General features: G+C 59.2%; 23 protein-coding genes and 1 pseudogene. 13 read left to right on the top strand and 11 right to left on the bottom strand.

Annotation, left to right across the window (positions count from 1 at the left end; genetic code table 11):
- Nucleotide 1: 1 nt before the first annotated feature.
- Nucleotides 2–1393, bottom strand: a complete 1392-nt coding sequence (asnS, locus tag IH944_09960; protein MCH7904876.1) for an asparagine--tRNA ligase — start codon at nt 1391–1393, stop codon at nt 2–4.
- 175 nt (nt 1394–1568) lie between these two features.
- On the opposite strand from asnS, the gene IH944_09955 reads away from it, so the two are divergent.
- The 4 genes from IH944_09955 to IH944_09940 all read left to right on the top strand — a co-directional run bounded on the left by IH944_09955 (nt 1569) and on the right by IH944_09940 (nt 4122).
- Complete coding sequence (locus IH944_09955; GenBank protein MCH7904875.1) at nt 1569–1997, top strand: hypothetical protein; 429 nt, start codon at nt 1569–1571, stop codon at nt 1995–1997.
- Between the two features lie 141 nt (nt 1998–2138).
- A complete protein-coding gene (locus IH944_09950; protein ID MCH7904874.1) occupies nt 2139–2555 on the top strand; it encodes a hypothetical protein in 417 nt (138 codons plus the stop codon).
- A gap of 114 nt (nt 2556–2669) precedes the next feature.
- Complete coding sequence (locus IH944_09945) at nt 2670–3188, top strand: hypothetical protein (GenBank protein MCH7904873.1); 519 nt, start codon at nt 2670–2672, stop codon at nt 3186–3188.
- A 253-nt stretch (nt 3189–3441) separates the two neighbouring features.
- The gene (locus IH944_09940; protein ID MCH7904872.1) at nt 3442–4122 is read left to right on the top strand and encodes a hypothetical protein; all 681 of its coding nucleotides are present in this window, start codon (nt 3442–3444) and stop codon (nt 4120–4122) included.
- Nucleotides 4123–4179: 57 nt separating this feature from the next.
- Here IH944_09940 and IH944_09935 read toward each other — a convergent pair whose 3' ends face one another.
- Complete coding sequence (locus tag IH944_09935; GenBank protein MCH7904871.1) at nt 4180–5037, bottom strand: M48 family metallopeptidase; 858 nt, start codon at nt 5035–5037, stop codon at nt 4180–4182.
- Between the two features lie 147 nt (nt 5038–5184).
- Nucleotides 5185–5688, bottom strand: coding sequence for a DinB family protein (locus tag IH944_09930; GenBank protein MCH7904870.1), 504 nt, complete (start codon nt 5686–5688; stop codon nt 5185–5187).
- Nucleotides 5689–5784: 96 nt separating this feature from the next.
- Between IH944_09930 and IH944_09925 the strand changes: the two genes are divergently transcribed.
- Both IH944_09925 and IH944_09920 read left to right on the top strand, forming a co-directional pair.
- On the top strand, nt 5785–6594 hold the full coding sequence (locus tag IH944_09925; GenBank protein ID MCH7904869.1) for a PhzF family phenazine biosynthesis protein: 810 nt from the start codon (nt 5785–5787) through the stop codon (nt 6592–6594).
- Nucleotides 6595–6606: 12 nt separating this feature from the next.
- Nucleotides 6607–8733 (top strand): hypothetical protein, encoded by a 2127-nt coding sequence (locus IH944_09920; GenBank protein MCH7904868.1) that lies wholly within the window; start codon nt 6607–6609, stop codon nt 8731–8733.
- Nucleotides 8734–8817: 84 nt separating this feature from the next.
- Here the strand turns inward: IH944_09920 and IH944_09915 are convergent, their stop codons facing one another.
- The 5 genes and pseudogenes from IH944_09915 to IH944_09895 all read right to left on the bottom strand — a co-directional run bounded on the left by IH944_09915 (nt 8818) and on the right by IH944_09895 (nt 11600).
- Nucleotides 8818–9303: a chemotaxis protein CheX gene (locus IH944_09915; protein MCH7904867.1), complete on the bottom strand. Its 486-nt coding sequence runs from the start codon at nt 9301–9303 to the stop codon at nt 8818–8820.
- Nucleotides 9304–9328: 25 nt separating this feature from the next.
- Nucleotides 9329–9484: pseudogene (locus IH944_09910) on the bottom strand (response regulator).
- Between the two features lie 94 nt (nt 9485–9578).
- Nucleotides 9579–10445 (bottom strand): HDOD domain-containing protein, encoded by an 867-nt coding sequence (locus IH944_09905; GenBank protein ID MCH7904866.1) that lies wholly within the window; start codon nt 10443–10445, stop codon nt 9579–9581.
- A gap of 10 nt (nt 10446–10455) precedes the next feature.
- Nucleotides 10456–10971, bottom strand: coding sequence for a chemotaxis protein CheD (locus IH944_09900; protein MCH7904865.1), 516 nt, complete (start codon nt 10969–10971; stop codon nt 10456–10458).
- Nucleotides 10971–11600, bottom strand: coding sequence for a chemotaxis protein CheC (locus IH944_09895; GenBank protein ID MCH7904864.1), 630 nt, complete (start codon nt 11598–11600; stop codon nt 10971–10973). Before IH944_09895 ends, IH944_09900 begins: the two co-directional genes overlap by 1 nt.
- A 389-nt stretch (nt 11601–11989) precedes the next feature.
- On the opposite strand from IH944_09895, the gene IH944_09890 reads away from it, so the two are divergent.
- From IH944_09890 to IH944_09870, 5 genes are all read left to right on the top strand, one after another.
- Nucleotides 11990–12397, top strand: a complete 408-nt coding sequence (locus IH944_09890; protein ID MCH7904863.1) for a biotin/lipoyl-binding protein — start codon at nt 11990–11992, stop codon at nt 12395–12397.
- A 29-nt stretch (nt 12398–12426) separates the two neighbouring features.
- The gene (locus IH944_09885; protein ID MCH7904862.1) at nt 12427–12783 is read left to right on the top strand and encodes a hypothetical protein; all 357 of its coding nucleotides are present in this window, start codon (nt 12427–12429) and stop codon (nt 12781–12783) included.
- 3 nt (nt 12784–12786) lie between these two features.
- Nucleotides 12787–14160 (top strand): acetyl-CoA carboxylase biotin carboxylase subunit, encoded by a 1374-nt coding sequence (accC, locus tag IH944_09880; GenBank protein ID MCH7904861.1) that lies wholly within the window; start codon nt 12787–12789, stop codon nt 14158–14160.
- Nucleotides 14153–14605 carry a transcription antitermination factor NusB gene (gene nusB / locus IH944_09875; protein ID MCH7904860.1) on the top strand — a complete coding sequence of 151 codons (453 nt, stop codon included), beginning with the start codon at nt 14153–14155 and terminating at the stop codon, nt 14603–14605. The genes accC and nusB overlap by 8 nt, the downstream gene beginning before the upstream one ends.
- A 155-nt stretch (nt 14606–14760) precedes the next feature.
- Nucleotides 14761–16623 (top strand): hypothetical protein, encoded by a 1863-nt coding sequence (locus IH944_09870; GenBank protein MCH7904859.1) that lies wholly within the window; start codon nt 14761–14763, stop codon nt 16621–16623.
- A gap of 28 nt (nt 16624–16651) precedes the next feature.
- Here IH944_09870 and IH944_09865 read toward each other — a convergent pair whose 3' ends face one another.
- The gene (locus tag IH944_09865; protein ID MCH7904858.1) at nt 16652–17059 is read right to left on the bottom strand and encodes a DUF1801 domain-containing protein; all 408 of its coding nucleotides are present in this window, start codon (nt 17057–17059) and stop codon (nt 16652–16654) included.
- 84 nt (nt 17060–17143) lie between these two features.
- Here IH944_09865 and IH944_09860 point away from each other — a divergent pair, with 84 nt between their 5' ends.
- Nucleotides 17144–19021 (top strand): hypothetical protein, encoded by a 1878-nt coding sequence (locus IH944_09860; GenBank protein MCH7904857.1) that lies wholly within the window; start codon nt 17144–17146, stop codon nt 19019–19021.
- Nucleotides 19022–19048: 27 nt separating this feature from the next.
- Here IH944_09860 and IH944_09855 read toward each other — a convergent pair whose 3' ends face one another.
- Nucleotides 19049–19828 (bottom strand): metallopeptidase, encoded by a 780-nt coding sequence (locus IH944_09855; protein ID MCH7904856.1) that lies wholly within the window; start codon nt 19826–19828, stop codon nt 19049–19051.
- On the bottom strand, nt 19777–21855 hold the full coding sequence (locus IH944_09850; GenBank protein MCH7904855.1) for a S9 family peptidase: 2079 nt from the start codon (nt 21853–21855) through the stop codon (nt 19777–19779). Before IH944_09850 ends, IH944_09855 begins: the two co-directional genes overlap by 52 nt.
- A gap of 267 nt (nt 21856–22122) precedes the next feature.
- Between IH944_09850 and IH944_09845 the strand changes: the two genes are divergently transcribed.
- Nucleotides 22123–23364 (top strand): replication-associated recombination protein A, encoded by a 1242-nt coding sequence (locus tag IH944_09845; GenBank protein MCH7904854.1) that lies wholly within the window; start codon nt 22123–22125, stop codon nt 23362–23364.
- The last annotated feature ends 286 nt before the right edge of the window (nt 23365–23650 follow it).

Here is a 23650-nt window from a genome sequence, read left to right as displayed (position 1 = left end):
CCTAGAACTCCGCCTGGCCGACGGCGCGGTGGAACGGGATGACGTCGCGGATGTTCTTCATCCCGGTCAGGTACATCATCAGCCGCTCGAACCCCAGCCCGAACCCCGCGTGCGGCGCGGAGCCGAAGCGCCGCAAATCCAAGTACCACCAGTACGCCTCTTTCGGCAGCCCCATCTCTTCGATGCGCGACTCCAGCTTGTCGAGCCGGTCCTCACGCTGCGAGCCGCCGATCAGCTCGCCGATCCGCGGGACCAGAACGTCCATCGCGCGCACGGTTTTGCCGTCGTCGTTGCCGTACATGTAGAACGCCTTGATCTGCTTCGGGTAGTCGACGACGATCGCGGGCTTGCCGATCTTCGTCTCGGTCAGCCACCGCTCGTGCTCGCTCTGCAGGTCGCTGCCCCACTCGACGGGGAACTCAAAGTTCTCGCCGCTCGCCTTGAGCATATCAACCGCCTCTGTATAGGTTATACGCTCAAAATTTGACTTTACAACGTGATTCAGAGTCTCCAAAAGCTTAGGTTCGATCCGCTTGTTGAAAAAATCCAGGTCGTCGGAGCAGTTGTCGAGACAGTCCTGAACGATCTCTCGGACGAACTCCTCAGCGAGGTTCATGTTGCCCTCGATGTCGCAGAACGCCTGCTCCGGCTCGATCATCCAGAACTCGGCGAGGTGACGAGATGTGTTCGAGTTCTCTGCGCGAAACGTCGGGCTGAACGTATATACGTTGGTCATGCCGAGGCAGTAGCTCTCGACGTTTAGCTGTCCGCTGACGGTGAGGAAAGACGGCTTGCCAAAGAAGTCGTCCGCCGGGTCGTCGCTCTTCAGTCGGTACTTTCCGTCCTCGACATCGAGCGCCGTCGTGACGTGAAACATCTCGCCCGCACCCTCTGCGTCGCTCGCCGTGATCATGGGCGTATGGATCCACGAGAACCCGCGGTCTTGAAAAAACTTGTGCACTGCCCAAGACGCCCGATGCCGCACGCGAGTCACCGCGCCGAAGCTGTTGCCGCGCACCCGCAAGTGCGCGATCTCGCGCAGGAACTCGAACGACGCTCCCTTCTTCTGCAGAGGATAACTTTCCGGGTCGGCCGGGCCGTAAACTTCCAGCGCCGTCGCCTTCATCTCGATCGCCTGGCCAGACCCCGGCGACTCGACGAGCTCGCCGTCGAACCGCACACAAGCGCCGGTAGTGACCTTCTTCAGCTCCGCCTCTGGCAGAGAGCCGACGTCGATCACGACCTGGAAGTCAGCAAAGCACGACCCGTCGTTGAGCTGGACAAAATGAACGCCCTTGCTGTCGCGCCTGGTCTTCACCCAGCCGTAAGCGCTGACGACCTCGCCAGGAGACGACGCCAACAGGTCGCGCAGATACGTGCGACGGTAGTCCATTCGAAGCGCGATTGTACCGTTAGCCCCTTGAGATCGGACCGGGTCTCGGGGCCGACCAGGGCGAACCCGGCGTCGTGGGAACCGCATCGAGCCTGGACGACCGATTTCGGCAAGCAATCGGCTCTGATGCCGTACAATAGTTGAGGGCTCGAATTACGAGCCGGGACGGGAAAAGATGAAGAACCATACTATTTCGATTTGTGTCGGCGTACTGGCCGCTTTCGCCATCGCGGGCTGCGGCGTGTCCGACAAGGACGTAATCGGCAGTTGGACGGGCAAGCCCACATCAGCAGGCGCTAGCGGCGGAATGGCTAGCGCGTTCGCGGACATGATGTCAGTCCAGCTCGAACTGAAGAGCGACCACACGTATACCATGATGATGTTGATCTTCCCAGTCGAAGGATCTTGGAAGGTGAAGGGCAACACGGTGATCTTGACCAGGGAGTCGTTTATGGGTATGTCCTCAGACGAGCTTGCGCGCGCGCGCGGCCAGTCGGGTGCGGATGAACCGATGGTGCTCAGGGTTTCCAAGGACAGGAAGACGATGACCGGAACTGACACTAACTCAGCCACGTCAGCAGAGCTCGTGTTCACGCGTAACTAATAGCGCTGCTAATTGAGCAGCCAAGTTGTGCGTCGCCGCCGATGTTGCGTCGAATCCTGGACAGGTGATTTGAGCAACCCACGGCGCTGAATGTCGTAACATCGGTAGGGGCTACGGGAGTTAGCCGGGGAGGGTTTGAAAATGAGAAAAAACTGCATAGCTTTTTGTGTCGGCATACTGGCCGCCCTTGCCATAGTCGGCTGCGGCGCGTCCGACGAGGACGTGATCGGTAAATGGACGGCCAAGGGTCGCGCGGCGATGGACGACGGAAATATGTCTCCCGGAATGGCGGACGTCGCTGAGATGATCGCGGACATGAAGTCGACCAAGCTCGAACTGAGGAAGGACCACACGTTCACAATGGACGGGTACTTCGCTGCGAAAGGAACATGGAAGCTCAAAGGGAACGACCTGACCCTGTCGATGACCGAAGTACGCGGGCTGGCAAGCGAGAGACAAACGGTGTTGCACCTGTCGGAGGACGGAAGGACTCTCAACGGAGACGATCAGTTCTTCAGCAAGGTCACGGAGATCGCGTTCACTCGCGACGACGGCTAGCTCTCGCGCTCTGTGTCGCATTCGGTCGCCACGTCGCGCGTCGTCGTACTCATCGAACTGAAGGAAACCGTCGTATACTGTCCGTAGGCTGCAATGTAGCCTGGAGACCTCACGTTGAAATCCACGAATCTCGCCTTGGCGTTCGCCGCTCTTCTCGCAATCCAGGGATGCAGCAGTACAAATGTGTTGCCAGTGCCGCCGCGTGTATCAGAGCAGGACGTTGTCGGCAAGTGGACTGGGAAGATTAGTCTGTCCGAGGCAGCCAGCAATCGGGCTGCAGAGCAAACGGCGGATGACGTTGCGGGGAAGCAAGCGTTGGAGATGATCAGCAAGTTGCAGTTTCCCACCGAGTTGAGGCCCGATAAGACGTTTTCACTCGTAATGCTGTTCATCGAGTTCACGGGAACGTGGAGCCTCGACGGCGAAGCGGTCCACGTGAGGTTTGAGGGCGTCAACAATGAGCAGGTCGCCAAGGCGATGGAGCAAGGCGGCGGCCTGTTCGGCGATCGCGAGTTCGTACTGACGGTGAGCGAGGACAAGATGTCGATGTCGGGTTCGCCAGAGGGCGATCCGGGTACCGTATTCACGTTCGTGAAGGTGGTAGATGAGGAGGAGATCGACGATGAACCCTAGCTGCCGGGCTGGTCGCGGGCTGCGGCTCAGGAGTTAAGGGAAGAACGTCGCGAACGCGTACGGCTTGAGGCCACCGAGGGTGGCAAGACGATGGAAGCGCCGGATCCGAACTTCGACGGCCTATCGCTCAAGTTCGATAAGGGTTCCTGAACATGATGCGTGTCGCTCGCACGACAGTCAGATTGCGCCCAACCAGGCAATTGTTCCAGGTTGGCGAGAGCCTGATTGCGGAAAATTAAGTTGGGGTAACAAGATGACTGTCAATTGGAGACATGGGATCAGTGCGCTAGCAGCTTTGGGCGTGCTTGGCGCGCTCAGCGGGTGCGGGACTGGAATCGTGAGCGTAGTGGATCAAGATTACGATTTTAAGGCACTCGATTCATACTTGGTCGATAGAGACGATGTCGGCCTGGCGTTTGCCAAGCCCGTAAGGTCCGAGACCGGGACTGCTTATGCCACAGGTGGCTCCGACGCCGCTGGTGCCAGCACGCCGACGCACAAGGTGTCCACGGCGTCCTGGTCGGCAAGCGACTTTGTCGGCGAGTGGATCGGCAGCATCGACATGAGCGACGACAGCGAGTCGTTCGAATCGACCGGCGATCCCGAACAGGACGCGATGATGCGAGAGATGGGCGAGGCGATGGCGGGCGCGCTCTCGGGCATGATGCAGATGCCGCTTTCACTGAAGAGCGACGGCACGTTCTCCATGGTCATGGTCGTGTTTCCAATCGAAGGGACCTGGTCCGTCGAAGGAAACTCGATCACCTTGGAGCCCGAGACGGTAATGGGCATGACTCAAGCGGAGATGACACGCCAAGACCCGTCCAAGTCGGAAGATTGGGAGTCGATGGATCTAACGGTCATGGAAGACGGAACGCTTGAGATGGTCGATCCCGACAACCCCAGCAGCGTCATGATCTTCGCACGGAAGTAAGCAGAAGCGATCGAAAGTTCAACGGGGCAGCCACTTGTTGGCTGCCCCGTTCTTCGTTTAACCGGCCTTGGCCTCTTCTTTGACGTACGTTCCGTCGATGATCCTTTGATACGAACCGTCGGCGTGCCACTTGTCCAACTGCTGCATCCGGTGAACCGGCATCGGGTGAGTCGCGGTCATGCCGTACAGGTAAAAGATCAGGATCTTCCCGATCGCGTCAGAGAGATTCATGTCCTGGTAAGTGCGAGCCTGATCCAGGAACGCTTCGACGTTCGCCTCTCCGGACATCCGGCTCGGGCCGTGCGCCATCGCCAGGAGCGAAGTGCTCGATATGTCAAAGCTCTGGGAGCACAGCATTCCCGAGCGGTCGCAACTGATCTCCGCCTGTCGCGACCACTCGAAGAAAGCCGCCAAGAGCGCGATCTGGGCCGCGTCGCCGAGCCCGAACGTGCGGCGCGCGATGAGCTCGAGCAGCGGGATCAGCACGATGGCGACCGACTTGTACAGCACGTGGCCGCATTTGATGTGGCCTAGCTCATGGCCCATCAAATGGTACATCTGCTCGTCGTCGAGCGTGTTGATGATCGCGCTGCGAATCGTGATGTACGGCCGCTCCACGCCGCCGGTGTGCGCGTTCGGGAACGGGTTGCTGGTGACGTACAGCTCAGGCTTCGGCATGTCGAGCACTTCGCAGCACTCCCCGAGGATGCCGTCCAGAGTGCCGAATTGCTTCGGCCCGCAGCGAACGCTGGTGCCCATGTTCCAGCAGTACAGCCACCGGTCCGCGCCGATCTCGTAGAACTTCTTGATCGCGATCGGGAGCAGCGGGATCTTCTTCAGCACGTTGAGCGCCTTTCGGTCGGTGTCCGCCTGGAATGCCTCGTGGCTGATGTTGGGAAGCGTCTTGCGTGCCATGTACAGACCAGTGTACGGCAAGTCGCCTAACGTGCGTTGCAAGGCCCGGGCGAACTGGGACTCGCCGCAGCGCAATTTCTAGCCCGTATCGCTGGCCCTAACAGCCTGGCTCGGCTCTCAGACCCGAGCCAGGCTGCGGCACAGCGGCTACATATGGAAGTCGTGGTCGCCGTAGCAGGTCTGCACGTAGTCCACCTGTGAGGCGAAGCTGAAGTAGTGCGTCCCTAGATGGAAGATCATTTCAGCGACGGCCATCTCACCGAACGGAGACGGGACCGTCGCCCCAAACCTCTCTGCCGACAGTCCGTTGATGACCGCTATGAGATTTGTGTGGCTCTCTTCGATCGCGGCCACGACTTTCTCGCCCGTGTCGATCTCGGCTTCCGCCTTCGCCATCATCGCCATCATCTCGTCCATCTCGGGCATCGGGTCGCTGCTTCCCTCTATCATGCCCGCTAAGCCGTTGTTCATAACAGCGAGGTGCGCGCCGATCTGAATCGGAGTCTTTGCCGAGGGTGATGGCGTGTAGTTCAGTTTGTCGTCTCCGACAGCGCCGAACGTCTTCAGGAACCGTCCTTTGCCAGCTTCTGCAAAGCCGACGGCATGCCCGATCATCTCGGTGTGGCTAGCTCTTTGTAACGTATCGCTCATAGTTCTTGTCCTAGTTTTGGAGTCTACCGAATTCCCTACTTGCCCCAGCGCGATGCGGTTTCCAGGGTCCCGGGACACCGGTGGTAGCATCACAGCATGCCCCAGCGCATCTTCCTCGTTGACGCATTCGCGCACGCGCCGTTCACGGGCAACCCGGCGGGGGTCTGCCCGCTCGACGCGCCGGCGGAAGAGCAATGGATGCAGGGCGTCGCGTTGGAGATGAACCAGGCTGAGACCGCGTTCTTCTGGCCTGAGGGCGACCGCTGGGGCTTGCGGTGGTTCACGCCGGTGGTCGAGGTCGACCTCTGCGGCCACGCGACGCTGGCGAGCGCGCACATCATGTACGAGACCGGATTGCTGCCATCGAGCGACCCAGCTCGGTTCATGACCAAGAGCGGCGAGCTGGTCTGCACCAAAACCGACGGAGGTATCGCCATGGACTTTCCTTCGGAGATGCCGGAAGGGGTCGATCCGTTTCCTGTGTCAAAAGCGATCGGCGTAGAGCCGACTTGGTTCGGCGCGAACCGTATGGACTGGTTCTTCGTGCTGGAGTCGGAAAAGCAGGTGCGGTCGCTTGCTCCGAACTTCCGTGAGATCGCCGATCTTGGCGAACGCGGAGTGATCGTCACCGCGCAGGCCAACACATCGCCAGAGACCGGCGACAAAACGCCCGCTGACTTCGTCTCACGCTTCTTCGCTCCGCAGAGCGGCATCGACGAAGACCCCGTGACCGGCTCCGCGCACTGCGCCCTCGGCCCCTTCTGGTCCGCCCGCCTCGGCAAAAAGACCGTCGTCGGGTATCAGGCCTCCCGCCGCGGCGGGTTCGTTACTGTCGAAAACCGCAACGACCGCGTGAACCTGATCGGCAAAGCGCAGACGGTTTTTGTCGGCGAGCTGAAACTCTGATACAATCTCAGCATGAGGATGTGGGGGCTGGTCGGAGTTCTGTGCCTTTGCACATGCGCGCTCGCACAAGAGCAGCGAATAACACTCACCGTGCCTGGCGCGACGCCGCGTAACGCCATCGCGCAGATCGCTGAGCTAACAGGTGAGAAGCTAGAGGTCGCAGACAACATCAACCTCTGCACGCTCGTCTTGCGCCTCGACGACGTTTTGCTCGAAGACGCGTTGAGCAAGATAGCAGAAGTGACTATCGGGTATTGGGCCAAGGTCGGCGACAGGCGGATTCTTCGGCTCGATCAAGAGCGGACAAATTCAGCGCGCGCAGAATCCCTCGAGTTGATGAAGACGTCGATAGAGGAACAGAATGCGCGCGCTCTGGAATCGCTCGAACCGTGGGAGACGTACCGCCACAAACTGCCCGGATTGGCGACGCAAATCGGCGAGGTGACGGCTGGTGGTTATACGAATAACGAGTGGTACGGAAAACTGGAACCACTTCGTGAAAGCGGCGTCGAGAGCAGACTGCTCGTTCGAATCGCAGCTGCATTGTCCGTAGACGACATGCTCGATCTAGAGTCCGACGAGCGCGCCGTGTACTCGAACCGGCCGACTTCCATGCAGCGCCCCATGCCAGCAGGCGCGAAGGCGGCGATCGATCAGTTTCAAGTCGAGTACGCGGAGTGGCAGCGCGTTGCGGTGGAATCGCTTCAGCAGTATCCAGTCCTGGTGCAGCCCGACCCGCGCCTTTTCGTCGATGTCGCCGAGAGTCCGCCTAGTCACTTCGTGCTTGATGTCATTCATCTGGACTACGTCGATGCGTTAATGATGTATTTGCACGTTTATGACGACAACGGCCAACAAGTCTCCTATGCAACGTACAGAATACCGCTGACGCCCACCGTCGCTTCCGTACAACCTCTGGAGCTTCCAGACATTGAGCTGACGCCTGAGGAGCTGCAGTTTTCGGCGTTGATGTCGAGCCTGTATAACAACTTCCTGCCCGACGGAAGATCTGTCGGCGAAGTTGCGGATACGTATCTCCGAAGACTGTCGAACGCGGACACCGACGACCCGATCTCATACCATCCCGGGCCGATTCTTCTCAAAGCGGCCAAGCAGAGCGGCAGAAATTTGGTGGCGCTGATTCCGGATGCGGCGTTTTATCAGATGGCCAGTATCAGGAGCCCGGTGATGCCTGGACTATCCGGAGCAAGCCTTGAACAGCTCATTCATCAGGACTGGCGTTGCTCTGCAGCGCAGGACGGCGTTTGGTTGGTTGTCGCGCCAAGAAACCCAGAGGCCGCACGAAAAAACTACCTGAGAAGGGAGCCGCTGGCGCGTCTTGTCCGCTCGTTCACCGCTGATCGGTCTGTATCGCTTGAAAGCGCGTTCCGCTACGCCAAGGAGCAGGAAGGAGGGCTGGCGTTCAGGGACATTGAAGCGCGGCTAGTGTGGTTGGCGTCACCGATCGCGAGCAATTACGGTGCAGACAATCTCGTCAGTTCTTTATCGGAGAGCCCGCTCAAGTTCCTCGGCGAACTGAGCGATGAAGAGTTCCAGAGCGCGTCAACATCTCGCGGTGTACAGATTGGCTTGTTGAACAAAGACGCGAGGGACTCGCTGGCGTCTTGGCTGTTCGCCCATCGAAATCGCATGTGGGGCATTCAGCACTCCCGCCGCGAGCCAGTACCGTACAACGAGTACAAGTTCGATACTCCGTCGTGGATCGAACGTAATGCATCCGATGCACTGCCACGAGGCATCCCGGCAGGCTCCACGTTGCGTGTGTGGACCGAAGAGAAAGTTCTTCTGCTGTTCAAGATTGAGGATGTGAGAGTGGTCGTCAGCGAAATCAAAGAGAATGCTGGGTGGCGGTTGCTCGAAGACGGGGCGACCGGTCGAGCGCGCGACCTGCAGCCAACAGAGCTGACGGTCGTGCATCTGGTGTTCACGTTCGGGCCCGACGTCACAGTGGACTACACGCTGGAGGTCGTTCCGGCAATCGGCGCAAGGTGGTTTACGCTGGATCAGCTACCGGCCGCTCTCCGAGACGAATTGGCGCTGCTAAGAGATGAGGCCGCCAAGCAGCGCGAATCGGGTGTATTCGACCGCGGACGATCACGGCCGCCGCCCAGGCAATGAAAGTGCGCTCGCTGGCGTTTCGGCCAGTGAGCGCACATGTAAACCGCTGCTGTTTCGGTCACGAGACCGACGAACGAAGTCGTGCTATGCCGCGGACTTTGTCGCCGCCTTCGAAACTAGGCTAACGTTGATCTCGATCTCTCCGATTTCGTCGATCTTCATCGGAATGACGAGCGCGGGAGCGTTCAACGTAGCGATCTTGACGTTCGTGCCTTTGATGATCGTCGGCGGCGTGATCTGGCATTTGAAACCTTGTTCGGAGAGCAGCGTCATGCTGTTGCCGCTGATCATGTTGCCGAGTTCGGCGATCGCTGACGCGGCGAGCTGATCAAACGTCACGATGGTTTGACCAAGCATTTTCGACGCAATCTTGTCGGCCGTCACGATGGACATTCCGTAGATGACTTGGCCCTCGATGTCGCCGGTTATCCCGCAAACGATGTTCACTTGCTGTGAAGTGAACACTTGCGGTCGTGCGCTCAGTTGTCCGCGCTCTGGCGTTGTACCAAGCAGCTTCTCAAAGACGCCGAACGATGCCTCGACAAACGGACTAATGTATTCAACTTTCATGGTATTCCCACGATTGCAGTCTTAGTTACGCCGCCGCGTCCAGTTTGCCGAGCGCCTCTAAGACGCGCTCAGGTTGGAACGGCTTGACGATGAAATCCTTCGCTCCCGCTTGAATGGCCTCTACGACCATTCCTTTCTGTCCCATGGCCGCACACATGACGACGTTAGCGTTCGCGTCCAAGGACATGCTACTGCCTTGTCGAACTAGCTCGATAGCCAGTCCCTCAGCATGCGAAGAATGAATGGCGAGTCGTCGATCGTTACAACTCTCAACATCAGCCCGCAAGCTCCTTGAACATCGATTCGTACTCTTCGTAGGCCACGACAAAATTGTCGGTGATTTGATCGAGATCGTCAGGTTCGATTTCGAGTCGCTCAAAGCATTCGCTGAACAGTTCGTAACGCAAGCCGTCGCCGCCGAGGCCAAGGCCCATCGTCATCGTCAGGTAGCCGCCGATATGAACGCAGTCGATGATCGGCAGAGGCGGTTTGGCGTCGTTCGGACGATGGTGGTATCTGATCGCTGCAACGATGTCCTCTGGGAGGTTCCAATTACGTCCAAGGTACTCGCCGACTTCCGTGTGGTCGAAGCCGAGGATTCGTCGCTCGGCTGCATCAAATGCGATCCCCTCCCGCTCTGCGTAGTACACGATCGCCTTCAACTTTGAGCCGATCCAAACGTTGAGTGCGACCTTGCCAATATCGTGCAGAAGGCCGGCGGTGAACGCTGCGTCGGGATCGCATCGTTTGCTCAACGTCGCTATGGTCTTGGCGCCTAGAGCGGTGCCGAACGAGTGGTTCCACATTTCCTCAGGACCAAGCCCGTAGCCGTTTAGCGACTTGCTCATCCACGGGTACGTCGCAGCGACTATCGCGAGGTTTTTCACCGTCCTCATGCCGAGAACGACGACGCTCTCTGGAAGATGAACGATCTGCCGAGGCATGCCGTAGTAGGCGCTGTTGGCCAGGCGAAGGACTCTCACGCTCAGGGCTTGGTCCTGCGCAAGCACGTTTGCCAACTGCTCTGCCGATGAGCTGTTCTGTTCGGCCAAGTGCATCACCCGCAAGGCGGCGTTCGAAAAGCTCGGCAGGTCGGCCGTCTTTTCGACGATGTCCTTCAGGGTGATTACTGCGGACGACATTTGATGTTCCTTAAGCAGCCGTCATTCTGCAGAGCAGCGCCTCACCTGCCCTCACCGTTCTGACCCAGACTTCTCCTGACTTCACGCACAGGCTCAAGCTCCGTCCGTCGGTGCCGCCGACGTCAAATCCCAGGCACCGAAGGTCCAGTTTCTTGATCGCTGCCTCGACCGCCTTGCTGTTCCGGGCTCCGACGTTGATCCTGTCGGGTAGCTTGGAGCCGAAGCTGAAGACGCTGGCTCCGCCCGCGTAAGCGACAACGATTCGCTTGCGAGCCGCTCCTTCTTTTTCCATCAGGCGAATGATTTCAGGAACGCCGGTGTCTGCAAACTTGCCTAACCTGTCTATCGGTCGATCCGGGAACCGTGCTGGGAGCATTATGTGTGCGAGCCCGGCGACTTGAGCATCTGAGTCGTAAGCTACGAGGCCGACGCAGCTGCCCAGGCCCAGGCAGCAGAGGTTCGCTGATCCCGTGGCAATCTTGATTTCGGCCATGCCGACCATCAGGCGGTTGCCCGTGGCGACCACTAAGCGATCTCCTCCAGTCGTAATCCCTTGAAGAACTTGTGGAGGCTGTCAACTGCCGGAATATAGAGGAAGTAGCCGCCGGTCTGTTGTTCTCCGAGGGAAGTCAGCTCCGTCTCAATAGCCAGGGCGACGACCTCGCTCATCTCCGCCTCCGCCACGATAGAGCTCACGATGGAGTAGCAGTTGTCGACTGCAACGAGCGGTGGACTGGCATATACCCTAAGGCCGCTCATGTCGGAAATTGCATTCATGAATGCGGAATTGATGATGTTCCCCGTTTCAAGCATCGCCGATGCGGCAAGCTCGTCGATTTCACTGGCATCTTGTGGATAGTCGCCCAACAACATTTCCCAAAGGACTTGCGCCTTTTGCCACGGAAATATGAATGCCATGTGGCCTTCCACATCGCCCGTGATCTGCATATACACGCCAACAGCGACTTCGTCGGTCCCCCCAATCATCTCAGGGACGCTCTCAAGATTGACCGTTCGGACGCTCGGAACATCCATCGTGAACCGGTGTCCCGTCAGTTCGGAGAGGGCAGTAGTAGCGTGTCCGAGGCCGATGTTCGCCATCTCCTTGATGGCAGACATCTCCATCCGTGAAAAATTAGTCCCAGCGAGTTCCATTGCAATCACCCAAGCAGTAGCGGCAGAAGCGATGGATATCGGATTCGCACCGCCGATTAGGTCGTTCCACAATTCCCTCGAATGTACATCCGCACAAATACGGGGCTGATCGACGACCTTTGTCCGAGGCGCTAGGTACAACGAATAGGCTGGCTTGAACCTACCGGAGCACAAATTCCACAAATTGTAGAACGCTGGGACGTGGTTTGCCGTCTTTTATTAAATAGAAGTGGGGGTCGCGATTAGCCCGCCGACAGAGTGGGCGATGAGCGGCTCTACATAACACTTCTTGAAACAACTTCGGGATATGGCGTTGCTCCTCTCCAGCCGTATCCCGCTTTTTTGCCCTAGACTCAGGCACATTCGCGGCTGGCGGTACAATCTTCGGGATGGCCGGTGTTGACTCCGATCTGGTGCAGTACGCCTTGCGCACGGCGAGAGCGCACGGATTTAGACGCCTGCGCCTTGTACAGGGTGAGGGAAGCTTCGAGGCGACCCTCGGCGATTTAGCCGTTGATGAAGGCCAAGTCGCTGATCCAGCTCGCGAGGAACGTGATGAGGGTGAGCCGGAGAAGCAGGTTGTGCACGTGACCTCGCCCGCGGTTGGGTACTTCCGTCTCCCGGACGGTTCCATCGAAGTCGGCGCTCGAATCGAACGTGGCATCAAGATCGGCGAGGTCATTGCGGTCGGCATGGCGAACGACGTTACGGCGGACGTCGACGGCGAAATCACCGAAGTGCTAGTGGCGGACGGAGACGCCGTAGAGTTCGGTCAGCCGCTGATCACGGTGCGGTAGTTATGGGTAGGCGCGCTGGAAGAGGTCTCGTGGAAGTTCTGATCGTGATCGCGCTGGTTGCGTTCTTCATGGTGATGTGGGCGTCTGGTGGGTTAGGCTTCTTAGGCGGCGGAGGCAAATCCGACCGCGCAGACGGCGAGGGCAAGACTCTCGTCGGCAAATCGCTTCTGGCGGGCAAGGACACGAAGTGCCGATCGAACATCAGTCAGGTGCGAATGTCGATAGAGATTGCGCGCGACCCCTCAACGGACCAGGCGCCGAGCAGCTTGGCCGAGACCCGCTTGGGCGCAGATTTCTACAGTTGTGCCGTCGGCGGGGAGACCTACGAATACGACCCAGCAACCGGAGACGTTTCCTGCCCACATCCAGGGCACGACAAGTACTGATCCATGTTCAAGACGATTCTGATCGCGAACCGCGGCGAAATCGCGTGCCGTGTGATACGAGCCTGCCACGGGCTCGGTATCGAGGCTGTCGCAATCTATTCGCAGGTCGATCGCGACAGCAGGCACGTGCAACTGGCAGACCGGGCGATCTGCGTCGGTGAGGCGACCAACAGCGACAGTTACCTGAACTTAGCCAACGTGCTGATGGCCGTCGAGATCAGCGGCGCCGACGGCGTACACCCTGGGTACGGGTACTTCAGCGAAAACGCTCGCTTTGCCGAAGCGCTGACTGGCGAGAGCGTCAAGTTCATCGGGCCGTCGGTCGAGGCCATCAAGGCAATGGGTGACAAGGCCAAGGCTAAGAAGATTGCGATATCCGCCGACTGCCCAGTGGTGCCCGGCTCGGCTGGGGTCGTGGCTACGGAGGCCGAAGCGACAGAGTTCGCCTCCAAAATCGGCTACCCGATTCTCGTTAAAGCCGTGGCAGGCGGTGGCGGTAAGGGCATTCGGCGCGTCGATGCTGCGGACGAGTTGAGCTCTGCTTGGCAGATCGCAAGGTCCGAGGCGCAGGCGAGCTTCGGCAACTCTGACATGCTCGTCGAAAAATGGGTGCAGGAGCCTCGGCACGTCGAGGTGCAGATTCTCGGTGACGAGCACGGCAACATGATCTATCTCGGCGAACGCGAGTGCTCGATTCAGAATCTCCGGCATCAGAAGATCGTGGAAGAGGCGCCGTGCGCTGTGCTGGAGGCGGATACGAGGCGGCGAATGGGAGAGGCAGCCGTTCGAGTGGCGAAGCTCGCTGATTACACGAACGCCGGCACCGTAGAGTTTCTGTACGACAGTTCGGGCGTCTTCTACTTCCTGGAGATGAACACGCGCATCCAGGTCGAGCACCCGGTGACCGAGGAAGTGACAGGGCTCGACCTCGTCGAATGGCAGATCAGGATCGCTGCAGGCGAGAAGCTTGCTATCAAACAAGCTGACGTCCGATTGAGCGGCCACGCGATCGAAGCCCGTATCACGGCGCAAGACCCCGACAACGACTTCGCGCCAAGCTCCGGCAAGATCACGGCCTGGAACCCACCTGGATTCGGCGGTGTGCGCCTTGACACCTACGTCGGCGCGGGATGCTCGATATCGCCGTACTACGACCCGATGATCGCGAAGCTGATCGTGCGCGGGCGGGATCGAGCCGAAGCGGTCAAGCGTCTGCAAGTCGCTCTGCGGGAGTTCAAAGTCGAAGGGATTACCACGAACATCCCGTTCTTGAGGCGATTGGTGGCCAGCGACGAGTTTGTCTCCGGCGACGTGAGCACGGCGTTCGTTCCGCAGTTCCTGGCCGAGTCCCGCGAGGAAGAAACCGTCGTTGTCTAACCGGCCGGTCAAGTCGCGCCGCGCCGCTCGCGAAGCCGCCTTTCAAGCCGCGTACCAATGTTTTGTCGGGGACGTGCCGATCGAAGAGGCGATAGAAGATGCCCTTGAGCGCACTGAGTACGCAGCAGATGCCGCCGAGATGGTTCGAGAGATCGCCGAAGGGATCGTAAACCAGGGGCGAGAAGACGAGCCGCACTTCGCCAAGCACCTCAAAGAGGGCTGGTCGCCCGATCGACTCGCGATCAGCGACAGGATCGCCCTGCGGCTCGCGGTATACGAGCTGTACCACATGCCCGACATTCCGCCCAAGGTGACGATCTCCGAGGCCGTGCACCTCGCCAAGAAGTTCGGAACCGAGGACAGCGGCGCGTTCGTCAACGGAGTCTTGGCAAAGGTTTTGCTCGATACTCCCAAAAAGGACTGGGACCCAGCGAGCAAGCCATAGCGCCAGACCATGGAAGGAAGAAGCAGTTTCGTTCGCGAGATTGACGCGTAGAATGCCTCGAGTAGCCACCGGAGTTTTGGAGGTCGTACAGATGAGCTGTGCGGATTGACGGCATAAGCTCGCACAAGACCGACTGTCATCGCTATACTAAATGCGTGGTTGGGGCAACAATTCTGGTCGCCGCGCTCTTCGCGTGGTCTACACCTATTGCAACAACGGCTGACGACGTTGATCTTGATAAGCTGCTAGATCTGTACAAGTCCTACGGCCTTCCACTTCCTCCCAAGAACGCCGTGCCGGTCGTGTTTCGAACCCGGTTCAGGGACGGAGATCTTCCAGGGGGCGGCCCAGCCCATATCGTGGTCTTTAAGTACACAAGCGAAGACGGGAAGACGAGATTTATGTACGGTCCTGTCGATGATTGGAAGCCGCAGGACAACACAGAAACGGAACTCTCGCACCAGGATGGTGAAGTCCGTGCATTGCTGTCGTCGGACTGGTCGTACTCCGACGAACGAGTTTCGCGAGATGTCGGACAAGACAACATGCTCGCGACCGGCATGCAGGCGTACTCGCTCGGGCACAAAGATCTTGCACAATTTCTGGTGAGCAACGACCGCGGCGGCCAATTCGCGAGAATAGGTTGGTATGGCGTTTCGGGAGCGGCCTCCGATGAACGCCGAGTGACCTATCTCGCCCTGCACGACGCACTCAACGACTGGACCGATCCAGCACATGACAGGATTGAGGTAGCTGAACGGATTCAAGAAATCGTCGCGACAGGCCAGATCTATAGTCGGTATTCCCTCATGAACGAGTTCCGCGACAAGTTCATGTCAGCACTACAAGAAACGGTTAGGATTAGCCTTCTGCCCGATAACCCAATTGAGTACTTGATAGACGGGCTTGTAATGGTCGAGGGGCGGCTACTGTCTCGCTCACTCGAAATCCGAATTGAGCACCAGCGCCTCCTTGTCGAACTTGGCGCCGACGCTATTCCTACACTGGCAGAGCATCTCGAAGATGACCGGCTGACTGGCATCCCCTACCAAGGAATGAACAACTCGCACCCCGGGATATTGAGGGTGGGGAATCTCGTTTCTGAAGTACTGAGTCTGGTAACGAACGGATATGTTTGCGGTCGGTCCGAAGCCTACGGCAAAGAGATCGCTCACGCGTACCTCAGATGGCAGGAAACCGGAGACAAGACAATCTATTTTCGGGCCGTAGTTGATCATGGGAGAATCTATCCGGAATGCGAAACCCTCGGCGAATACGTTTCGGAGTTTCCGGGCGATTTCCTTAAGAAACTCGAACAGATGATTGAGGAAGGCACTGGCAACATGGGCGCATTGGCAGAAAGTATTCCGAGCAGCAATCTGACAGATGATCAGAAGGTGTCCGTCTTGACGAAGTTCGGCGAAAAAGTGGATGGAGCCGCAAGCTGGGCGATCCGAAACTTGCTCAAGTTTTCTGTTGAAGATGCGCGCAGGGTGTTTGCTTCATGGTTCGAGAGAGCGTTCTCGAGTCAGGAGCGCAATGGGCTGAAAGGGTGGAGGCCGATGGAAATCGGATACTACATGGTCAGGGTAGGCGACCAGGAACTCTGGGAACGATTCGAGCGGGTTCTCGTCCATGCAGATTCGACCACAAAAATCTGGTTGATCGCAGGTCTCTCAGTCGGGGGCGACGGCGTCTACGGATGTGATCCCGCAGTCAAATTGTTGATGGCCATGATGGCAGACGAGAGCGCCGTTCCAGTAACGCGCGACCCACTGAACTGGCCCGGCCGGTTCGGCGGTCCGTATGAAGGCCAGACGATGGGCGATCTTGTCACGGTAATGCTGTACAAGGCAATCGTCGTGCGAAATCCCTTCACCGAACGTCCGCCGAAGGACGCCGCAGGCGTCGAGGAAGTTAGGCAACGACTACTGAGGGAACTTAAGAGGCTGGGCTACATCGAGTACTCGCCGTCAGCGCAGATCAGGAAAATCTCCTCCCCCTTGGGGGAGGGTTAGGGAGAGGGTCACGGCGGACGACCGCAAACTACGTCGAGTAGTCGCCGTCAGCGCAGATCAGGAAGATCTCTTTCAGCACATCGACGTCTAGGTCGTCCAGCTTCTTGAACCGGATGCAGCTCTTTCCGATGTTCGCCTTCGGCAGCCGGTGCCTGTTCAGCTCTGCGACGTACCCGCCCTTGCACACACCACAAGCGTAGATCGAGATGTAGTTCTTGTTGCTGGCCAAGCCGATCTTGAACCAGTCGCCCTCGCGGCCGGTTGCGTACTTGTAGTGGTACGTGCCGTAGCCGATCATCTTGCTGCGGATGTGCGGCTCCAGGTCCGGCACCGTCCTCCGGATCAGGTCGTGGATCCGCTGAATCTCAGACTTCCTCGGCTCTTCGAGGGCAGCGATGTACTCTTCCGGTGTCTCGACGTCGAGTTGGCCTTTCATGGGGAAACTGTACCGCAAGCAACTCGCGGGGCAATAGAGAACAGTTACTCACAGAGTCGCGGGCGACCCTGATATACTAGAGCCATGGTAGGGGCAACAATTCTGGTCGCAATGCTGTCAGCACCGGCTGTACCTGCGAAGACCGACGACATCGATCTCGACGCGCTGCTCAAGCTGTACATGTCGTACGGTCTCCCGCTGCCGCCAAGGGATGCCGTTCCGGTCGTGTTCGAGACAGGGTTGCGCGGAGGAGGGCTTCCTTCTGGCAAGCCGGCTCACCTCCTCGTGTTCAAGTTCACGGGCGAAGACGGGAAGGCAAGATACATGTGCGGAGCAATCGACGACTGGAAGCCGTACCGGCAAGCGGAGACAGAGCTTTCTTTCGACGACCCAGATGTGCGAGTGCTCTTCAGGTCGCAGTTTTGGTATTCAGATGAGCGGGGAACACGTCAGGTAGGTCAAGACGACATGCTTGCGACCGGTATTCAAGCCTATTCGCTCGGGCACAAAGAGCTTGCGCAGTTCCTTGTCGGCAGCAAGTACGGCGGCGTCTTTGCCGGCGCTAGTTGGAGCAGTGTGCCTCGCGAAGCGACCCCCGAACTAAGAGTGACCTATCTCGCGCTGCACGACGCGCTCAACGACTGGTTCGACGTCGGCCAGGACAGGATCGAGATCTCCGGGCGGATACTAAGAATCGTCGTCGATGAAAAGAAGATCGTCACGCCTTTTTCGGGGATCAACGAATTCAGGGACGAGTTCATCAAAGATCTGATGCAGACCGTTGCCCTGCTTCCGATCCCGGACGACGAGGTCGAACGTCTGATCGAAAACCTGCTATCGGAGGGTGGGCACATGACGATCAGCCAAAAACCTGAGTACTCGGAAGCCATGAAGCGGATATTGGAGCGCGGAGTCGACGCCCTGCCAGCGCTCAAGCGCCACATAGAAGACGAACGACTGACGCGCTACTCGATCTCGCAGATGAACAACTCGTCGGGCGAGCCGCTGAGGCTGTCATCCGTCATAGCGAGCCTGATCAGCCACATCACGAACGGCGACGTCGCTGTCCGCCCAGAAACCGGATACGAAAGACTCGTCGATGCATGGATCAGATCGAGAGAAGAAGATGACAAACGTATCTTCTTCAGGGTTGCGATGGAGTTCCACGACCACTCAGCAAGGAGAGGCGTGCAGAGAGAGTACGTCACCAAGTTTCCGCAGGACTTCAAGGCGACATACATGCGCTTGGTAGGACAAGGGCAATACTCGACGTTCGGCATGGCCGACGTCGTCGTGGAAGGCGAATTCACGGACGATGAGAAGGTCGCCATGCTGCGACTGTTCGGCGAGAAGGGCCCGCTAGGGGGAGCGCGCTATGCGATGAGAATCTTGCCGTCCGTTTCGATCGATCACGCCAGGTCAGTCTTCGTCTCCTGGTTTGACAAGGCGTTCGACGGCCCACCCGACGAGCAGAAGCGATGGGACGCAGGAGACGCAGCCTACTTCATGGACCGGTATGCTGACGACGCGCTCTGGGCGAGGTTCGGCGAGAATTACAGAGAGGCCGACGCGCCGGTCCAGATCGATGCACTCATGGGAATTGCAACGCGGAGGCGGTTCGGACTCGACGGGCAAGAACAAGCGATCGAGCTCCTCATCGACAGGATTCGCGACGAGACACCAGCACCGGACCAGGACGAACGCAAGATATGGCACCAGTGGTTCGGAGGACCTTACGAAGGCCAGACGATGGGCGACGCGGTAACCGTCATGCTCTTCAAGTCGCTAGTAGACGCAAGCCGTCGCAGCCCCAACGTACCGACTGACTCCAAAGGCGTCGAGCGTCTCCGCGAGCAGCTCGTGACGAAGCTCAAGGAGCTGGGCTACAAAGTGGACGGTGGTCAGTCCAGCTGCATCCCCAACATCCGGAACAGAAACGCCACCTCTCTTGTGCCGTCGTAGCACGCTAGCGAACGGCTCCTTGAACTCCTAACCCCGAATTGGCCCCCAGATCTCTTCCATCAACGCAAACCCCCGTGGGTCGAACTCCTTCAGCTCCGCCCGCACGAACGGGTAGAAGTCGTTCACGCCGAAGTACGCCTCGGTCGTCTCCGCGAAGTACTCCATCTGATTGTTCAAGCCGTAGTGTCGCACCGTGCGACCCGTGTGGCTCAACACCTCTTCGTATATCTCTGCCTCGACGGCGTTGTCATACGCAGCCTTCACAAGTGGATTAGAAAAACCGCCCTCAAGCACTTGGTTGTGATACGCGTGCGCCAGCTCGTGCAACACCACGTAAGGGTGCTTCGCCCACTGCCGCGCATCGGTAAGCTGTTCGGCCGAAGGAATGTGAACGTGTTTGACAAGTCGGGGATCAAGACCGTTTTCGACCAGCCATCCACGCCCGGGATGGAACTGCATGTTGTGCCCGCCGATCTTCTTTAGCGCGGCGTTCTCCAGCTCCAGCCACAGCGGCAGTCCACGCATCTTCTCAAGCGGTCCCGCTGGCATGACGTAAGTGATGCGCTGCAGGTGGTTCGCCAGCGCCTTGAGGGCAACGTCACCGGTCTCCTTGTGCTCGCCGCTCAAGAGCCGCGGGTCGACCTTGACGGTCCACCCCTCGACCTTCATCTCGATCGGGTCGTAGAACTGCGGCTTGTCCTGAGCCGAAGACGCAGCTGCGAGTAGAGACAGAACCAAGAAGGAAACAGCACGTGTCACGCGGCCACCTCTATCCCCAACATCCGGAACAGGAACGCCATTTCCCATGCGCTGTCGCGGTAGGTCTGCATCGGCGGACGCCCGCCGGAGTGCCCCATGCTCACCGAGTAGTTCAGCACGACCGGCAGTCCGCTCGTCGTCGCGTGCTGCAGCTTCGCCACCATCTTCCGCGCCTGCGTCGAGTCGACCCGGCTGTCCTTATCGCCCTGAATGACAAGCACCGCAGGATAGGCGACTCCCTCGCGCACGTTCTGATACGGCGACCAGTCGTACACGTACTTGAACTGCTCCGGCTTGCTCGCGTCACCGTACTCTGCCAGCGCTGGCGGGTTTATGTTCGCGTAACGCGGGAAGCCGACCAGGTCGAACTCCGGCACAGAAATCAGCGCAACGCGGAACAGATCAGGTCGTTGCGTGATCACAGCCCCCATCAGCAGTCCGCCGTTGCTCCCGCCGCGAATCGCGAGCTTCGAGGAAGAAGTGTAACCGCGTTCGATTAAGTGTTCTGCCGCAGAAATAAAGTCGTCGAACACGTTCTGCTTGTGGCTGAGCATGCCGCCCTTGTGCCACCGACGTCCGAACTCGCTGCCGCCGCGCAGATTGACAACCGCGTAAACGCCGCCGTGGTTCATGAAGTACGTCCACGTGTCGCTGAACCCCGGCTCCAGCGCGACGTTAAAACCGCCGTACCCCGTCAGCAGAGTCGGGTTCGCCCCGTCAAGCTCCGTGCCCTCCTTGTAGCAAATCCAGACCGGCACCATCGTTCCATCCACCGATTCGAACCACTCCTGCACGACCTCGATCCCATCGACCGGGAACATCGGCTCGCGTTGGTTCGTGATCTTGCGCTCGGTGGTCTCGACGTCGTACTCGAAGCTGATCGGCGGCACGTTGTAGTGCTGATACGTGAACCGCACCTTGGTGCCGTCCCACTCGCCTCTCGGCTGCGTAGCACGCCCGTTGCCGGGCATCTCCAACTCGCGCACAACGTTCCCCTTCATGTCGCACATCTTCAGAACACTCGAGACGTTTCGCAAGTACCGCAGCCACATGTGCCCTGCCGCGAACGACACGCCCTTCAAGATTTCCGCGTGGTGCTCTGCCACAATCTCCTCCCACTCAGAAGGCGCACCAGGATCGTCCGACGAGGTCTTCATCAGCCGACCGTTTGGCGCGTCGAGGTCGGTGATGATCCAGAGGTCTTCGTCGCGTGGAGTCATGTTGATCTGCGCGTCGAGCCCGGTGATGTACGGCGTCCACTCCGTGTCACCAATGTCCTGGATAAACGACTGCTGGTACTGCCAGCCGTAGCCAAGCGTCGCAAGCCGCCTCTTCCCCTCGTCGATCTCCCAGGCGTTGACCCAGTACTCGCGGCTCGGCCCCTCAAAGATCACTGCGTCGGAAGAGACCGCCGTCCCGAACTCGTGATAGAACACCTGCCCGCCGCGGTCTTTGTGGTCGATCGAATAGTAGAACCCCGAGCCGTCGTGCGAGAAGTGGAAGCTCCAGTGCATACCGCGCGGGATCACGTCGTCGAGGTCCTTGCCGGTTTCGATGTCGCGAAATCGAAATTCGATCTCGTCTTCTCCCCCGTCGCGCACGCGGTAGGCGAGCACCTTCTTGTCCGGGTCGAGCCCCATGCTCTGCACGATCACCCACGGGTCGGCGCTGAACTCTGCCGGGTCTAGGAACACCACCCACTCGTCGTCCTCGCCCTTGCGTTTGTAAACTCTCTGCCGCGCCTCGTCCTTCTCGCGCCTAAACGAGATGGTGTAGTCGCCCGCCGTCAGAACCGGTCCGCCTTGCTCACGGACGTACATCTTCTCGAACTCCTCGTATATCTTTGCGAACGCCGGGCTTGAGCCGAGCACTGTCTCAGCGAACGCCTGCTGGCTCTTCACCCACGCCCGCGTCTCCGCGCTCCACTGATCCTCGAGCCAGCGGTATGGATCGGGGATTTCGATCCCGTGCAGGGTCTCAACGAAGTCCACACGCTCCGCTGGCGGATGCGGCGGCCACTGCGCGGACGCGACCAGCGGAAGAAGGACGGCTAACAGTGCAGCGAAACGTTTCATGGTGGTCTCTGGCCGCGTAGCATACAGCAACATTCGGTATCAGTATTGGTGGACCGTCGGGCGTGCGACGCGTTGTCTCGCAATCCGTAAGTTCGAGTCCGGAAAATCCCCTCCCCCTTGGGGGAGGGTTAGGGAGGGGGCGATTCGTGCGTGCCTCTCGATCACGGTTCCCTCCGAACTTCTCGCGAACTCAAGTAGCATAGGGTCGTGTCCACCGACCTGTTCCAGTCCACAGGCGAACCGGCGACGCTCCCCCTCGCCTCGCGGATGCGGCCGCGCGATCTGGACGAGTTCGTCGGTCAGCAGGAACTGCTCGGCCCGGGCACGCCGGTCAGGCAGGCGATAGAAGAAGGCAAGCTCGGATCGGTCGTCCTTTGGGCGCCGCCGGGATGCGGCAAGACGACCCTCGCATATATCGTCGCCAAGCACATGGACGCGCACATCGAGGCGAAGAGCGCGGTCACGGCGGGGGTCGCGGACATCCGCCGCATCGCCAAGGCCGCGCGAGAGAGACAGTCGTTCGACGGTCGCGCGACGTTGCTGCTGCTCGACGAGATCCACCACTTCAACAAATCGCAGCAGGACGCGCTGCTCGGCTACCTCGAAGACGGCACGTTCTCTTTGATCGGCGCGACGACCGAAAACCCCTTCTTCGTCCTCAACTCCCCCTTGCTCTCTCGCGCACGGGTCTTGCCGATGAAGCCGCTGTCGCCGGACGACGTGCGCGAGTTGATCGACCGAAGTCTGAAAGACGAAGAGCGCGGTCTCGGATCGCGCGGACTCACCCTCGCCGAAGACGCGCGCGAACACCTCGTCACCTGCGCGAACGGCGACGCTCGCACGGCCCTCAATGCATTAGAATCCGCGTCGCTTCTTGCGCCGCTGAAAGGAGAGATAACGCTGGCGCTGGTCGAGCAAGTTCTGCAAAGGCAAGCGGTGCGGTACGACCGCCAGGGCGACTACCACTACGACACGATCAGCGCGTTCATCAAGAGCGTGCGCGGCTCCGACTCCGACGCCGCGCTGCACTACCTCGCGCGGATGCTGCAGGCCGGTGAAGACCCGCGCTTCATCGTCCGCCGCCTCATCATCCTCGCGAGCGAGGACATCGGCAACGCCGAGCCGCAGGCGCTCGTCATGGCCGTCTCCGCGTCGCAAGCGGTCGAGCGAGTCGGCATGCCCGAGTCGCGCCTGATCCTCTCGCAAGTCGTGACGTTCCTCGCCGAAGCCCCCAAGTCCAACCGCGCAACCGTCGCGATCGGAAAGGCGGAGGCAGACGTCGAGAACAAACCGCTCCAACCCATCCCCATGCACCTGCGCAACGCACCCGCCACCGGCATGAAAGAGCTAGGCCACGGCGAAGGGTACGAATACCCCCACGACGCCCCCGGCGCGTACATCGACAAGGATTATCTGCCTGAAGACGCCGGGCTGGATACTCCGTACTACGAACCCACCGATCGGGGTTATGAAAAACGGATAAAAGAGAGAAGGGACGGGCGGACATAGGTCGAGGGTGTTTTCGGAGTGCGCGGACGTGTCCGCGCTTTCGACAGCAGTGGAGATCGGATTCTGTACCTGCGGCACTGCTGTGCCAGCGCTAGGGAAAGCTCTGACGCGTCAGAGCACTCCGAAGATTCTCTCGCTCCAGCCGAAACCTCCATCCCCCCAACCGCCTTCCTCCTCCACTCCACTCCGTGCAAGAGGAAGGGGCCAACTCCCTCCACTCTTGCGCCGATGGCATTTCCCTTCACACTCGCAGTGTGGAGGGAAATGCAAGTAAAATTAAGTTACT

This window comes from Armatimonadota bacterium (assembly GCA_022563855.1).
Classification (GTDB): Bacteria; Armatimonadota; Fimbriimonadia; order Fimbriimonadales; family Fimbriimonadaceae; genus JADFMN01.
Note: the sequence above shows the minus strand (reverse complement) of the source record. Positions and strands in the feature narration are given on the sequence as shown.